The sequence below is a fragment of the Myroides sp. DF42-4-2 genome, assembly GCF_030326445.1.
Lineage (GTDB): Bacteria > Bacteroidota > Bacteroidia > Flavobacteriales > Flavobacteriaceae > Flavobacterium.
In genome coordinates this window covers 17,988-32,038 of record NZ_JACAKI010000010.1, presented here as the reverse complement: position 1 = coordinate 32,038, position 14,051 = coordinate 17,988, and the positions used below count along the sequence as shown (strand labels likewise).

Annotated in this window: 14 protein-coding genes and 3 tRNA genes; 6 read left to right on the top strand and 11 right to left on the bottom strand. The window is 37.7% G+C overall.

Annotated features, from left to right (window positions below; translation table 11 throughout):
* Positions 1-128: 128 nt before the first annotated feature.
* Positions 129-353: a CDGSH iron-sulfur domain-containing protein gene (locus tag HX062_RS08990; RefSeq protein ID WP_286467157.1), complete on the top strand. Its 225-nt coding sequence runs from the start codon at positions 129-131 to the stop codon at positions 351-353.
* A gap of 195 nt (positions 354-548) precedes the next feature.
* On the opposite strand, the gene HX062_RS08985 is transcribed toward HX062_RS08990, so the two are convergent.
* The 5 genes from HX062_RS08985 to HX062_RS08965 form a co-directional block, all read right to left on the bottom strand.
* On the bottom strand, positions 549-1,097 hold the full coding sequence (locus tag HX062_RS08985) for a YbhB/YbcL family Raf kinase inhibitor-like protein (protein WP_286467156.1): 549 nt from the start codon (positions 1,095-1,097) through the stop codon (positions 549-551).
* An 86-nt stretch (positions 1,098-1,183) separates the two neighbouring features.
* Positions 1,184-2,020 carry a helix-turn-helix domain-containing protein gene (locus HX062_RS08980; RefSeq protein WP_286467155.1) on the bottom strand — a complete coding sequence of 279 codons (837 nt, stop codon included), beginning with the start codon at positions 2,018-2,020 and terminating at the stop codon, positions 1,184-1,186.
* Between the two features lie 159 nt (positions 2,021-2,179).
* A tRNA-Arg gene (locus tag HX062_RS08975) sits at positions 2,180-2,253 on the bottom strand.
* A 15-nt stretch (positions 2,254-2,268) separates the two neighbouring features.
* A tRNA-Pro gene (locus HX062_RS08970) sits at positions 2,269-2,346 on the bottom strand.
* A gap of 6 nt (positions 2,347-2,352) precedes the next feature.
* A tRNA-Ser gene (locus HX062_RS08965) sits at positions 2,353-2,436 on the bottom strand.
* A gap of 421 nt (positions 2,437-2,857) precedes the next feature.
* Between HX062_RS08965 and HX062_RS08960 the strand changes: the two genes are divergently transcribed.
* The 3 genes from HX062_RS08960 to HX062_RS08950 all read left to right on the top strand — a co-directional run bounded on the left by HX062_RS08960 (position 2,858) and on the right by HX062_RS08950 (position 6,322).
* A complete protein-coding gene (locus HX062_RS08960) occupies positions 2,858-4,036 on the top strand; it encodes an acetyl-CoA C-acyltransferase (protein WP_182628218.1) in 1,179 nt (392 codons plus the stop codon).
* Between the two features lie 88 nt (positions 4,037-4,124).
* A complete protein-coding gene (locus HX062_RS08955) occupies positions 4,125-4,889 on the top strand; it encodes a C40 family peptidase (protein WP_182628217.1) in 765 nt (254 codons plus the stop codon).
* A gap of 83 nt (positions 4,890-4,972) precedes the next feature.
* Positions 4,973-6,322, top strand: coding sequence for a DEAD/DEAH box helicase (locus HX062_RS08950; protein ID WP_182628216.1), 1,350 nt, complete (start codon positions 4,973-4,975; stop codon positions 6,320-6,322).
* A gap of 63 nt (positions 6,323-6,385) precedes the next feature.
* Here the strand turns inward: HX062_RS08950 and nhaA are convergent, their stop codons facing one another.
* Positions 6,386-7,729 (bottom strand): Na+/H+ antiporter NhaA, encoded by a 1,344-nt coding sequence (gene nhaA / locus HX062_RS08945; protein ID WP_286467154.1) that lies wholly within the window; start codon positions 7,727-7,729, stop codon positions 6,386-6,388.
* Positions 7,730-8,037: 308 nt separating this feature from the next.
* Positions 8,038-8,871 (bottom strand): DUF4261 domain-containing protein, encoded by an 834-nt coding sequence (locus tag HX062_RS08940; RefSeq protein ID WP_286467153.1) that lies wholly within the window; start codon positions 8,869-8,871, stop codon positions 8,038-8,040.
* A gap of 235 nt (positions 8,872-9,106) precedes the next feature.
* Here HX062_RS08940 and lipA point away from each other — a divergent pair, with 235 nt between their 5' ends.
* Positions 9,107-9,979, top strand: a complete 873-nt coding sequence (lipA, locus tag HX062_RS08935; RefSeq protein ID WP_182628213.1) for a lipoyl synthase — start codon at positions 9,107-9,109, stop codon at positions 9,977-9,979.
* A 48-nt stretch (positions 9,980-10,027) separates the two neighbouring features.
* Entirely contained in the window at positions 10,028-11,038 is a 1,011-nt protein-coding gene (gene gap, locus HX062_RS08930; protein ID WP_182628212.1) for a type I glyceraldehyde-3-phosphate dehydrogenase, read from the top strand.
* Between the two features lie 130 nt (positions 11,039-11,168).
* Here gap and yajC read toward each other — a convergent pair whose 3' ends face one another.
* From yajC to HX062_RS08910, 4 genes are all read right to left on the bottom strand, one after another.
* Positions 11,169-11,444, bottom strand: a complete 276-nt coding sequence (gene yajC, locus HX062_RS08925) for a preprotein translocase subunit YajC (RefSeq protein ID WP_182628211.1) — start codon at positions 11,442-11,444, stop codon at positions 11,169-11,171.
* Positions 11,445-11,464: 20 nt separating this feature from the next.
* Complete coding sequence (locus HX062_RS08920) at positions 11,465-11,917, bottom strand: DUF1573 domain-containing protein (RefSeq protein ID WP_286467152.1); 453 nt, start codon at positions 11,915-11,917, stop codon at positions 11,465-11,467.
* Between the two features lie 27 nt (positions 11,918-11,944).
* Positions 11,945-12,886, bottom strand: a complete 942-nt coding sequence (gene nusB, locus HX062_RS08915; RefSeq protein ID WP_182628209.1) for a transcription antitermination factor NusB — start codon at positions 12,884-12,886, stop codon at positions 11,945-11,947.
* 244 nt (positions 12,887-13,130) lie between these two features.
* Positions 13,131-13,955 (bottom strand): siderophore-interacting protein, encoded by an 825-nt coding sequence (locus HX062_RS08910; RefSeq protein ID WP_182628208.1) that lies wholly within the window; start codon positions 13,953-13,955, stop codon positions 13,131-13,133.
* Between the last annotated feature and the right edge of the window lie 96 nt (positions 13,956-14,051).

Here is a 14,051-nt window from a genome sequence, read left to right as displayed (position 1 = left end):
ACTATTTCTTCTAAGCTGTCCATTTTAGATGAGTATACTAAAAAGGAATCTGTCTAAATAGAACTATAGGTTCTACATCCTCATTTTATTATTTTATTTTCGTATAAAATAACGAAACTCAAATAGACATGTCAAAAACAAAACTAACCATCAACAATAACGGATCGGTAAAGATCGAAGGGGATTTTGAAATTGTAGATCGCAATGGAAATACCTACGGATTACAAGGAAGAACAGTAGTATCCATTTGTCGTTGTGGCCTTTCTAAAAACAAACCGTTTTGTGATGGTGCACACAATGGACATTTTGAACACAAAGCAGTTGCCTTCGATCTTCCACCAAAGAAAGTCTAAGCTGTTCTTTTCAGATTCGCTACAATAAAGCAAAAAATACTCTTGCGTTGAACTAGCGTAAGGCATAGGAAATAGCACAAAAAAGGTCTTTGGGAAACCAAAGACCTTTTTTCTTTCAAACATTTAAACGTATCCCAGTGAGATACACCTTCCCGCTTCAAAACAAGTCTTCGCTCATTGCAAAACGAAATAGATTTATCGTTTATAGTACGCCACAATACTAGCTTTTGCAAGCGTTTGATTCCAAAGATTAAACCCAACAAGTGCTGGATTTACCTGCGCATCTAATCCCAATTTGGTTGTCTTTAAGGCGTAAACTGTGATAATATATTGATGAAATCCATGTCCTTCTGGTGGACAAGGTCCTCCGAATCCTCTACTGCCGTAATCGGTCATACTCTGAATTGCTCCTTTGGGTGCTAGATCAAGGGAAATATTTCCTGCATTAGCGACTAATTCGCTTACAGTTGATGGAATATCAAAGACCACCCAATGCCAGAATCCACTTCCTGTTGGCGCATCTGGATCATACATAGTAATAGCAAAACTTTGCGTTCCCTCCGGTGCATTTTCCCAATACAATTGAGGAGATTGGTTATTTCCATTACATCCAAACCCATTAAATTCCAATGTTTTTGTTCCTTCTCCTCCTAAATCTTTACTCGATAAGGTAAATGTTTTTTGTGCAAATGCTGCCGTTGATACGGTCAAAAACAGCAGTACAAGTAACTGAGCTTTTTTCATTCTAGTTGAATTATTATTTCCAACAAAAGTAGCCTTGTATCGATCAAAGACAGATAGATAAGGGCTCAAAAACTGTAGCTAAAAGGTCACATTTTATGATGTTGTTTGGGCGTGTGTCCATATTTTACACGATAGGCTTGAACAAAACTCGATAGACTTTCATAGCCTACTTCAAGATAAATTTCCGAAGCCGTTTTCTTTTCCACCGTCAATAAATAATGTGCCTGTTCTAATCGCTTGTTTTGAAACCAACGCATAGGCGATTCTCCATAGTGTTTTTTAAACATTCGCTTACAAGTTGACTCACTCATATTACACAAGAAAGCAAGCTCTTTCAGCGTCGATTTACGCAGCTGATTGCTTTCGATTATGCGGGTAAACTTTTGTACGCTATCATCCGTTGTATACACCAGTGAGTAGAGCATATCTTTTCCATTTATTTCGACCAAATACCACAGAATTTCGTCTAATTTGACCGCTAATAAATGCTGTTGAATTTCTTTTGACAAGGTAGCAATATCGAGTAAACTGCATACAAAACGACGAATAAAGGCATCGTAATCGAAAGCATACACCGTTTTATAGTCATTCGGCTTCTTTTGCACTACTTCATATTTTTGGATGAACTTATAAATCATCTCATTGGAAAAAAACAACAAGACACTTCGGTAGCTATTGGCTTTTGACAATTGTTCTGTCATTAAACAATGTCCAGCTTTCATCAGTAAGAATTTCGCGGGGTCAATGGACTGTAGTGCATCTTCAAAAACAACTTCTTTAGTTCCCTCAAGCAAAAAGCTAAATGTATTTTGGTTGAGCGCGATTTGTTGTCGAGCTACTTCTTGGGAACTGCGATAATCAAATAGTTGAATGGTGGCCATACCATCAAGATTCAGATCGTTAGGAAGGGTAATAATATTCATGGATAAAATTCTTTTAAAGCGAATCTACCTGTCGAGATACGTATTTTATACGTTCGATACTAGATGAAGTTGACGGGATCGAACGAGTTAAAAGTACAAATAAAATCCACGGCTTACATAAAAACAAAAAAAGTCCTAACTCTCGTTAAGACTTTTTCGTGATCCAATCAGGATTCGAACCTGAGACCTACTGCTTAGAAGGCAGTTGCTCTATCCAGCTGAGCTATTGGACCCTACACTAATTGTAGTGGTCGGGGTGGCAGGATTCGAACCTGCGACCTCCTGGTCCCAAACCAGGCGCGATGACCGGGCTACGCTACACCCCGAAGAAGCGGAGAGACAGGGACTCGAACCCTGGCGACCGTTACCAGTCGACAGATTAGCAATCTGCTCCGTTACCACTCCGGCACCTCTCCGTTGCTTTAAGAAGACTTATCTTCTGTAATGCGGATGCAAAAGTAGCACGAGTTTTCGTTGTTTCCAAATATTTCCAACATAAAAATTTAAAAAAAATACACCTCCCGAACAAATCAATTATCTATCAAGCACATACCTTATATTTTTTTTTGCTTTTTTTTTGCTACACTGGGACTATTATGCTGTATAATCTGCCTATCCTTCCTTTGTATTTCCTATTCTATCACTCTCTCCTCTTCATAGATATCGTTTTATTCCCCGATTGCCTCCTTTAAATCACCAAATAAAAGGTCCTACGGAAGATTAATGTTAATATCATGGATTATTTCCCTATACAATTCTAACAAATAAATTTATAATGTATATTTGTCGATAACTATAGAATCAAAAATAAATCTAACTTATTAAACACTATACATTATGAGTAAAAGAGTAGTAATTGTATCTGCTGCTAGAACACCAATTGGTAGCTTCTTAGGATCCCTATCTACGGTTCCTGCAACAAGATTAGGAGCGGTTGCGATCAAAGGTGCTATTGATAAAATCAATTTAGATGTAAATTTAGTTGACGAAGTATTAATGGGTAACGTTGTTCAAGCAGGTGTTGGACAAGCACCAGCACGTCAAGCAGCTATTTACGCTGGATTAAGCAGTAATGTTCCATGTACTACAGTAAACAAAGTTTGTGCATCAGGAATGAAAGCGATCATGCAAGGAGCACAAGCAATTATGTCTGGAGATGCTGAGGTAGTTGTTGCTGGTGGTATGGAGAATATGAGTTTGATTCCACACTACGTACATATGAGAAATGGACAAAAATTTGGTCCTACTACTTTGGTGGATGGATTACAAAATGACGGTCTTGTTGATGCATATGACAACCAAGCGATGGGTGTAGCTGCTGACAATACAGCAAAAGTACACAACATCTCAAGAGAAGAACAAGATGCTTTCGCCATCCAATCATACGAGCGTTCAGCTAAAGCTTGGGAAGAAGGTAAATTTGATATGGAAATTGTTCCCGTTGAGGTTCCACAACGCAGAGGCGAACCAATCATCGTTTCAAAAGACGAGGAATACTCAAACGTAAAATTAGACAAGATTTCAGGATTGCGTCCTGCTTTTACAAAAGAAGGAACAGTTACTGCTGCTAACGCATCAACAATCAATGACGGAGCTGCGGCTGTAGTACTAATGAGCGAAGAAAAAGCGAAAGATTTAGGTTTAAAACCATTAGCCTATATCAGAAGTTATGCTGACGCTGCACAAGAACCTATTTGGTTCACAACTGCGCCTGCAAAAGCGTTGCCAATTGCCTTGAAAAAAGCAAACTTATCCCTTGCGGATGTTGATTTCTTCGAATTCAACGAGGCTTTCTCTGTTGTAGGTTTAGCTAATGCTAAAATCTTAGACTTAAATACAGACAAAATCAACGTAAACGGTGGTGCTGTAGCTTTAGGACACCCATTAGGATGTTCAGGAGCACGTATCGTTGTTACCTTGTTAAATGTATTAGAACAAAACAACGCTAAAATTGGTGCAGCTGCTATCTGTAATGGTGGTGGTGGTGCTTCTGCTATTGTGATTGAAAGAGCATAATTTTGCTCAACACTAATATTTATACAAAGATGGGTTTGATTTCTTCAAACTCATCTTTATTTTTGTACCCTAAATAAAAAGACCTACTATGACGTTTGCCTATTGTAATCTTTCGATTGTTCCTCTACGCGCAGAACCAAGCGATAAAAGCGAATTGGTTTCTCAATTGCTATTCGGAGAATTGTTTACAGTACTCGAACAAACAGAAAAATGGTCTAAAATTGAATTGGCTTTTGATCAATACCAAGGATGGGTAGACAATAAACAGTTTCAATGCATCGACAGAAATGAATTTGAAACCCTTAATCAAACAGCCCCTATTTACGCAGGAGATTTTGTAGAATTTCTACATTCTGCAGACAATCAGCTGATGTCTATTCCGCTAGGGAGCAACCTCAACGTACTCAAACACGCCGCAACCAATCCGATGAAATTCGCATTCGAAGGGCGTTCCATAACAGGTACATTCACCAAAAGTCAATTTGTAAAAACTGCATTTATGTATTTGAACGCCCCTTATCTTTGGGGTGGAAAAACACCTTTTGGTATTGATTGTTCTGGATTTACACAAATGGTATACAAAATTAATGGACATGTGATTCCACGAGACGCCTCTCAACAAGCTACCGTTGGTGAAGCATTGAGCTTTATTGAAGAAAGTGAAGCAGGCGATTTAGCCTTTTTTGACAATGCCGAAGGCAATATTATTCACGTAGGAATTATAATGGACAATAACTACATTATTCACGCACATGGCAAAGTGCGTATTGATCGTTTGGATCATTTGGGTATCTACAATGTAGACTCAGGAAAACACACCCATAAACTACGCGTAATCAAAAAAATCCTTTAGTAGATCCATCCCTTTTATTCAATTTACTTACAATATCTACTACGTGCGTAAAAAAACGTATCTTTGTCCAAATAAGATATTTTATGCATACTTTCGAGCAATTTAATCTACCGAAAGCTTTACAAAAAGCCCTAGATGAGCTTCAAATTACTACACCTACACCAATTCAATCCAAATCATTTCCCGTTATTTTATCTGGAAGAGATGTGATGGGAATTGCACAAACAGGTACAGGTAAAACATATGCTTATTTACTTCCCATTTTAAAACAGTGGAAATTTGCCCAAGTGGATACACCTCGTGTTGTTATTATTGTACCAACACGCGAATTGGTTGTTCAGGTTGTTGATGAAGTGAATAAACTAACACAATACATGTCAATTCGCTCGTTAGGTGTTTATGGTGGAACCAATATCAACACACAACGCAAAGCAGTTTACGACGGTGTCGATATTTTAGTGGGAACACCTGGTCGTATGATGGACTTAGCACTGGATGGTGTGTTGCGCTTTGACAACCTACAAAAACTAGTTATTGACGAATTTGACGAAATACTAAACTTAGGTTTTAGAACACAGTTAACTTCAATCTTAGCCATGATGAGAAGCAAAAGACAAAATATTTTGTTTTCTGCTACCATGACAGAAGAAGTAGATGAAGTGTTGGAAGACTTTTTTGATTTCCCAGAAGAAGTATCACTTGCTGCTTCTGGAACGCCTCTGGAAAAAATCGATCAACAAGTATATCTCGTGCCCAACTTCTATACGAAGATGAACCTATTGATGGACTTGTTACAAAACAAAGAGGAATTCAATCGCGTACTTATTTTCATCAACAGCAAGCGTTTAGCTGATATTGTGATGGAACAATTAGAAGAGGCATTCCCAGAGGAGTTTACAGTTATTCACTCAAATAAATCTCAAAACTTCCGTTTGCGTTCTATGGCTGAATTTCAAGCCAATGTTCTAAGAGGTTTGTTGACTACTGATATTATGGCGCGTGGATTAGATATCTCTGATATTAGCCATGTCATCAATTTACAGTTTACCGATTCTCCGGAACAATACATTCACCGTATTGGTCGTACAGGACGTGCAGATAAAACGGGGATTGCTATTTCTTTTGTTGACCCCAAAGAAGAGGAAATGCTTTTGGAAGCAGAAGAATTGATGGAAAAGGAATTACGCCCTATGGAAATTCCTGCTACCGTTGAGATTTCGGACAAACTAATGGAGTTTGAAAAATCAAAACTCAAAGCCAAGCAATTGGTTAAAGTGAAAAAGCCATTAGAAAAAGGAGCTGCTTTTCACGCCAAAAAAGAAAAGAATACCAAAGTTAACTTGGGTGGACCTGGGAAGAGAAAACCAAGAAAAACAAAGCCAAGAAATCGTGCGGTTGAAGCCAAACGAGCAGCAAAGAAAAAGAAAGACTAAGGTACACAATAAAAAAGCCGAATATAACGCGTTATATTCGGCTTTTTTATTGTGTATATGCTTTTACTTCTTGGGTTTCCCAACCAAACTCAAGACGATGAATCCCAATAATCCTCCTAAACCAGAAGCAATTAGAATCCCCAATTTCGCTTGACCTGGAAACTCCGGATGTATGTTAATATCAAAAGCTAATTCTGTTACGAACAGAGACATGGTAAATCCAATAGCGGCTAATAACCCCAATCCGAATAGGTTTTTGTATGTCATTCCCTCAGGCATTTTAGCAAGGCCTGACTTAATAACCAAAGCCGTAAGACCGAAAACACCAAGCACTTTTCCAACGAGTAAACCCAAAGCTACTCCTATTGTTACTGCACTTAAACCTTCGCCTTCACTCATGTTAACTGGAATCGCAGCATTAGCTAAAGCAAACACAGGCATAACGAAGAAAGCAACGAAATTGTGCATGCTGTGCTCCAAGCGAATCGCTGGTGGCAAGCTGTTTTTAGCCAAATCTTTGATCTCCTCAACACAATCCATCTGCTCCCCTGTTAGGTTGGGTATCTTGTCATTAGGATCAATGCTGTTAAATCTGTTTCTAAGTTGATCAAGTTTCTTGCGGAAAAATGGCTCGTGAATTTTTGCAGTAGACGGAATAGCAAATGCTGCTAAAACTGCCGCAATTGTCGCGTGAACACCGGATAACATAAATGCCAACCAAATCCCCCCAATTCCAATAATAGCGTAGTAAAGTGTATTTCGAATTCCAATTAAGTTACTAATAATCAACAACCCGAAAAAGCCCAACCCGATGCCTAAATTAATCAACGACAACTGTTCTGTATAAAAAATAGCAATAACCATTACGGCGCCTAAATCATCCGCAATTGCCAAAGCAGTTAAAAACACCTTCAAGGATGTTGGTACTTTGTCGCCTAGTAAATACAATACCCCCAAAGCAAACGCAATATCCGTTGCCATTGGAATTCCCCATCCATGCGCAGCATCTGTTCCCGCATTAAAAATAGCGTAAATAGAAGCTGGTACAACCATACCTCCAATCGCCGCAATAATCGGTAGCATTGCTTTTTTGGGTGAAGACAATTCTCCTGTGGTTAATTCCCTTTTTAATTCTAAACCAACAACAAAGAAGAAAATAGCCATTAATCCATCGTTTACCCAATGTTTCAATGAGTGATTTAACGAAAATTCATTAAAGGAAAAGGCAATGTGATTTTCTTCCCAAAAAGCAGTGTATTGATCTGCCCAAGCAGAATTCGCCATAAAAATGGCAATCAAGGCAGCAATAAATAATATTATCCCTCCAGATGTAGACTTTTGCATAAATTTATTTACAGGTGCAACAATCCACTTATCTGCTGGTGTCAACTTTAGATTATCATCCATTTCTTTTGAGTTTGTATAAATATTTAATAACAAATATAGTTTTTCATTATCTTTTAACCAAGCAAACCAATAATTTTTAAAAATCCTTTATTTTAAAAGCACTCTAAATTTTGTTATAAATATACCTTTTTCCCAACCAAATTTGAGTTTAAAACAACAATAGGTAAGATCTTATTTCTTTTCTTGAAAACTAATAAACAAAAGTTTGCTTTGTACGTTAATTATATAAAAACATTTTTACTGTTTTTTTATTCAAACTACTAGGAAATAAAAAGCCTAAGGTTAATAAAAAATAGGGTTTCCCCCCTTTACATGGCTAACTTCAATGTTTGACCTTCAACAAACACTCCTGCAGAAGAGGTAATATTTATCTTTTGCTCCGCCGTATAACCAAGCGTTTCCCCATGCTGTAATACCACATCGCTCCCTATTACATACGAACATATATTGACAAGAAAACCGTATAGTTCATCTAAGGCTAAAGGAGAATTGACAATTTCGATTTCTTGCTTGCCAAAGCCTGATAATCCATACGTATAAAGGCTATTTCCTTCTGTGGTTGTACGTAAACCAATATAAATCCAAAGTGGAACTACTACTTTTCCTTCTTCTAACTCTTGGGCGTAGTCCAAATATTGTTCACGTGGAATCAACAAGGTTTGACTTCCTTGGTATACCCCTACGCAAGCGGGCGTAGTAGCCATGATAGCGAATAAAATACGCGACAACAAAAGATGACGCTCAACAACATCCATAGCGCCACTAACTACAGAAACTATCGCGTGACTATCCACTTCTTGGATATCTTCCAAGACAGTTTCCCAATTATAAGCGAATTGAGCGCTATGCTGAACATCGTTTTCAGGGATAGGCGCAGGCATAAAAGCGATTGCAAACATCGTCCCTTGAGTAGTTAATACAGCAGTTGTATCGTCATAATCTTGCCCTTCTATTTCATACCCCCACGTTTGAGTGAGGTAGGCTAACACAGCTTCAATACTATATTTTTCGCCTTTTTCAAACATCGGCATAGCCAACAACAAACTATCGGTAGCTTCGACTGCTTGTTCGACTGCTTCTTTGGATGTTGTTTCCGCCTGCTTTTTAGGTTGCTCTTTTTTCAACCAATTAAATAATCCCATCACTTCTTTTTTTTAGATATCCAAAAATACGCATTCCTTGCTATTTCTCATTTATTTCTATCGATTAATATTTGACCCATCTTGACTTTTGAACGACCACTATTCTCAAAAATCTCGTCAAAAAGAAGCAAGAAACACAAGGCTATTCTTAGTTTAGAGGCAGTTTTATAATTCGCAAAAAACCAACGATAAAAGAGAAGATTTCAGTATATTTGTACTTTGATAAAATGAAAGTATGGATACAATCTTAGACAAAAATATACAACCGCAGGCCAAACCAAAATGGTTGCGTGTAAAATTGCCTACAGGTAAGAAATATACTGAATTAAGAGGACTGGTAGACAAATATAAATTACATACCATTTGTACCTCGGGTAGTTGTCCAAATATGGGAGAATGTTGGGGAGAAGGAACAGCTACTTTTATGATTTTAGGTAATATCTGTACGCGTTCTTGCGGCTTCTGTGGAGTAAAAACGGGACGTCCAGAAACAGTAGACTGGGATGAACCAGACAAAGTGGCTCGATCAATAAAATTAATGAATATTAAGCACGCTGTACTAACAAGTGTAGATCGCGACGACTTAAAAGACGGGGGGTCTATCATTTGGGCGGAAACAGTAAAAGCGGTACGCCGTATCAGTCCTGGAACGACAATGGAAACATTAATTCCCGATTTTCAAGGTGAAGAACGCTTATTGGATCGCATCCTTGAAGTAGCTCCTGAAGTGATCTCTCACAATATGGAAACCGTTCGTCGCTTAACAAGAGAAGTACGAATTCAGGCCAAATACGACCGCAGTTTAGCTGTGCTAAAATACTTAAAAGATAATGGTGCAAAACGTACCAAGTCAGGAATTATGCTTGGATTAGGTGAAACAGAAGAAGAAGTAATCCAAACCATGCACGATTTAAGAGCTGTCGGATTAGATGTTATTACCATTGGTCAGTATTTACAACCAAGTAAAAAACACTTACCTGTAAAAGAATTTATTACACCTGAACAATTCAAGAAATACGAAGAAATCGGTTTAGAATTGGGATTCAGACACGTGGAAAGTGGTGCACTTGTACGTTCTTCTTACAAAGCTCAAAAACATATTTTATAATTATAATAGTGATGGTCGCTACTAAGCGACCATCTGCTTTTACAACCAATGAAAAAAATTAACGTTGCGATTAATGGATTCGGACGCATTGGCCGAAACCTCTTTAAATTATTGCTCAACCACCCTGTCATTGAAGTTGTGGCTATTAACGATTTAGCAGATGTGCAGACCATGGCACATCTAATAAAATACGACAGCATTCACGGAATCTTGCAAGCCGAGGTAACTTATGATGCTGATCACTTAATTATCAATCAACAAAAGATTCCCTATTTTAGCACAAAGGAAATTACTGACCTGCCTTGGGCGAGGTTGGATGTTGATTACGTGGTTGAATCAACGGGAAAACGCAAAACAACTGCCTTGTTAGAAGCACATCTAAAACAAGGTGCAAAACGCGTTATTTTATCTGTTCCCCCAGAAGACAATGAGATAAAAACCATTGTATTAGGAGTTAACGAACACATTTTAACAGGAGAAGAACGCATCATTTCCAATGCCAGTTGCACGACAAATAATGCGGCTCCAATGGTGAAAATTATCAAAAAATTATGTGGGATGGAGCAAGCTTATATAACCACGGTTCACTCCTATACCACAGATCAAAGCCTACACGATCAACCTCACAAAGACTTGAGAAGAGCTAGAGGTGCAGCCCAATCCATTGTACCTACAACCACTGGTGCCGCTAAAGCGCTAACCAAAATTTTTCCGGAATACGAAGGAAAAATTGGCGGTGGAGGTATTCGCGTACCCGTACCTGATGGCTCTTTAACCGATATTACTTGCTATGTACAACGAGAAGTAAGCATTGAGGAGATTAATCAAGCCTTTAAATCTGCCGCAGAAAACGAATTAAAAGGCATCTTAGCCTATACCGAAGACCCTATTGTATCTGTAGATGTTATCGGAAACACCCACTCTTGTTTATTCGATGCACAACTAACCTCAGTTTTGGATCGCATGGTGAAAGTAGTTGGTTGGTATGACAACGAAATCGGATATTCTTCTCGCTTAATTGACTTAATTTGCTATATCGATAGCCTAAGAAAAGCCTAAGAAAAGCTTGACGAAAACAAGGGACAACCCAAGGAAATTCTTTTTTAATTAATGAATTTGAACCCATTACATACAAAAAAAATAGGCATCCACTGAGATGCCTATTTTCTTATATCGATTGCTTATTCGCTTATTTCTTCTCTTGAAGCTTTTGGCTCATATCCATAGAGATAGCAGAACGCTCCATTAATAGTTTTCCTGCCATTGTTTCTACAACAACTGTTGATTCATTTAACTCAGCAATTCTTCCGTGTAAACCTGATTTAGTAATAATACGATCTCCTATTTTTAGACTAGCCTCGTACTCCTTTTCTTGTTTCATCTTTTTTTGTTGCGGACGAATCATAAAAAAATAGATCGCAACAAAAATAAGAATCATGGGTAAAAATTGTTGTATTCCTTCCATAAAATATAAGTATTAAAAAATTAGTTTGCTGGAGAAACGTTCGCTTTAATTGTTAGGAACTCCTCTCCTTTTTCTGTATTCGTTGTTAAGGTAACGGTTTTTTGTTGTTGTCCTACGGCTCCTGTTTGAAATCTAACTTTTAGTTTTGAAGTTTCTCCCGGTTTAATAGGTGTTTTTTGATACTCAGGTACTGTACATCCACAAGTAGCACGAGCATCAATAATAACTAAATCAGCATCTCCCGTATTAGTAAAACTAAATTCCGTTTCTACCGCTTCGTTATTTCCAATAGTACCAAAATCATGAGCAAGTTCTACAAATTCCATTTTTGGCGTTCCACTATTTTTTTTAGCTGCAGCTTTTTCTTCAATTTTAGCTACGCTTTCTTCGCTAACACGACTAGAGGCATCATTTTTTTTACAAGCTGTCATGCTCAATAAGGCCACACATGACAACATTAATACTTTTTTCATGAGATATAGTTATTTAGTTATTTAGTCTTATAAAAGTCCTTTTCCGATTTTATTCAAACGACCTTGAGTTTCTAGTTCTTTCGAAATATTATCAAGAATACCGTTGATAAATATACTACTTTTTGGTGTAGAATATTCTTTTGCAAGTTCTAAATATTCATTAATTGTTACTTTGACTGGTATAGAAGAGAAACGCAACATTTCACAAATCGCCATTTTCAAAATAATAATATCTATAGCAGCGATGCGTTCTGTATCCCAATTTGGTGTTTTGCCGTCGTATTCTTTGGCAAATTCAGCACCGTTTAGGACAGTTCTACGGTATAAATCAACAGCAAATTCTTTATCTTCGCTATCTTTGAATACTTTCGGCACAAAAAAGGCTTGCTCCGCATCCTTTAACTGTCTTAATTGCTTTTGTATCAAAGTATTAACAACAGGTAAATCATCTACCCAGGTTAATTTTGTATCTTCTAAGAAGTCGTAAATTTTCTCGTTTGGCGCAAGAATTTCCGTGTAAATGTCAACGATAAAGTCTTGGTCTTCTTTAAACGAACGCGTCTTTGATTTCATGTAGTCTTTATACAATTGGCTTGCTTTCACCTCGTCCAACATCAATTGAACATAGTGATCCTTTCTTTGCCAATACACCATACTGCGCTCTTCCACTTTATTGCTAATTGAAGTAGAATTACTCAATAACTCAAGGACTTGGTTTTCGATAAACTTCTTGTTTGGATTGCGTTCTTCCGATGTAGCTAAATGTTTTTTCTGAGAAATTTCGATGTATTCTTCTTCTTTTTTTCGAATTTCTATCAGGAGGGTTAGCATAACTAGATACAACTCTTGTATACTATCCATGCTGTGGTTTAAAAATTTCTCACCAACTTGAACTTGGTCAGAATTACTTTGGTGCAGGGCATAAAGCGTCTGCATAACCTTGATACGAATGTGTCTTCGATTTAACATGCTACTAAAGAACTTAAAATGATTTGAATTTTTATTTCAGCCGACAAAGGTAACAAATAATATTTCTTATCAAACAAAATCACGCGATTGATCGTCTAGTTTTAACTTGTTTTTATAAACTTATGTGACAGTTTCCTTCATAAATAAAAAAAACGAGGGCCCTAGTCCTCGTTTTCAGATTTAATTAAAGGTATTGAAGAGTGAATCTACCTTATTTTGACAATACATGTAGGTTCAACTTTTTTTAGTCTAGACTTGCTTTTTCAGCACGGCGATCTGCTTCTGAAGCATTTTCTGCCTTGCCGAATTTCCAATAGGAATACGCATAAAGCTCGTCTTTAGTCCAGTTTTTCTCTTTTCGCAAGAAGTTACGCAACATCTTAACCGTAGAAAACTCGGCTGCCACATAGGCAAACTTTGATTCCATCTCCCCTTGCTCCTCTATATATGCCATAGCTTTTTCTGCCAGTATTGTATGCTGACCTGGCGTTGGATTAATTACCCATTCAATAGATGCCTCTGCTTTTGTCGCTAGAGATTGTATATCTTCTTTGGTTTCTACTTCTATAAAAGCTTGTACGTGTACATTAGCAGGTAAATCTTCCAAAATAGCACCCAATACAGGAATAGCTGTTCCGTCTCCTACTAGAATATAACGACTCGCCGCCGGATAGAGTTCGCTTGCTTCAGTTCCCATTGCTACCCCAAGTTCTGCTCCTATTGGCGCTTGAATCGCCCATTTAGACGCGGGTCCTTCATCGCCATGGGCCACAAAGTCTACATATAATTCATTCGCTTCTAAATTAATTCCCCTATGTGTATAAGTGCGTACGCTTGGGCGAATTGCCTCATCCATGGGTACCCATTGTCCTTTTTCAAAATCAAATTCTGGTAAATGAACGCGTGGGCAGCCTTCTGGTGCCAAAAATATCTTGTTGTTTACCCCTATGGTGGTACGACTGAACTTTTGAGTGTCTTTCCCTTCTAACGTAATGCGTATATAATGGGGGGTGATGTACGTTCTTTCTTTGAGTGTAAATATCCCTCGATCTACATTTTTCTTAGCCATATATCCTTTGTTTATAATAATCAATACTCTTATCCTGATACAGAAGAGACAAATATAGCTTTTTTAAATTAGATCAAGTATAAATAAGAACACTAC

Coding starts and splice junctions, on each gene's coding strand:
- HX062_RS08990 (WP_286467157.1), top strand. CDS start 129: ATGTCAAAAACAAAACTAACCATCAACAATAACGGATCGGTAAAGATC.
- HX062_RS08985 (WP_286467156.1), bottom strand. CDS start 1,097: ATGAAAAAAGCTCAGTTACTTGTACTGCTGTTTTTGACCGTATCAACG.
- HX062_RS08980 (WP_286467155.1), bottom strand. CDS start 2,020: ATGAATATTATTACCCTTCCTAACGATCTGAATCTTGATGGTATGGCC.
- HX062_RS08960 (WP_182628218.1), top strand. CDS start 2,858: ATGAGTAAAAGAGTAGTAATTGTATCTGCTGCTAGAACACCAATTGGT.
- HX062_RS08955 (WP_182628217.1), top strand. CDS start 4,125: ATGACGTTTGCCTATTGTAATCTTTCGATTGTTCCTCTACGCGCAGAA.
- HX062_RS08950 (WP_182628216.1), top strand. CDS start 4,973: ATGCATACTTTCGAGCAATTTAATCTACCGAAAGCTTTACAAAAAGCC.
- nhaA (WP_286467154.1), bottom strand. CDS start 7,729: ATGGATGATAATCTAAAGTTGACACCAGCAGATAAGTGGATTGTTGCA.
- HX062_RS08940 (WP_286467153.1), bottom strand. CDS start 8,871: ATGGGATTATTTAATTGGTTGAAAAAAGAGCAACCTAAAAAGCAGGCG.
- lipA (WP_182628213.1), top strand. CDS start 9,107: ATGGATACAATCTTAGACAAAAATATACAACCGCAGGCCAAACCAAAA.
- gap (WP_182628212.1), top strand. CDS start 10,028: ATGAAAAAAATTAACGTTGCGATTAATGGATTCGGACGCATTGGCCGA.
- yajC (WP_182628211.1), bottom strand. CDS start 11,444: ATGGAAGGAATACAACAATTTTTACCCATGATTCTTATTTTTGTTGCG.
- HX062_RS08920 (WP_286467152.1), bottom strand. CDS start 11,917: ATGAAAAAAGTATTAATGTTGTCATGTGTGGCCTTATTGAGCATGACA.
- nusB (WP_182628209.1), bottom strand. CDS start 12,886: ATGTTAAATCGAAGACACATTCGTATCAAGGTTATGCAGACGCTTTAT.
- HX062_RS08910 (WP_182628208.1), bottom strand. CDS start 13,955: ATGGCTAAGAAAAATGTAGATCGAGGGATATTTACACTCAAAGAAAGA.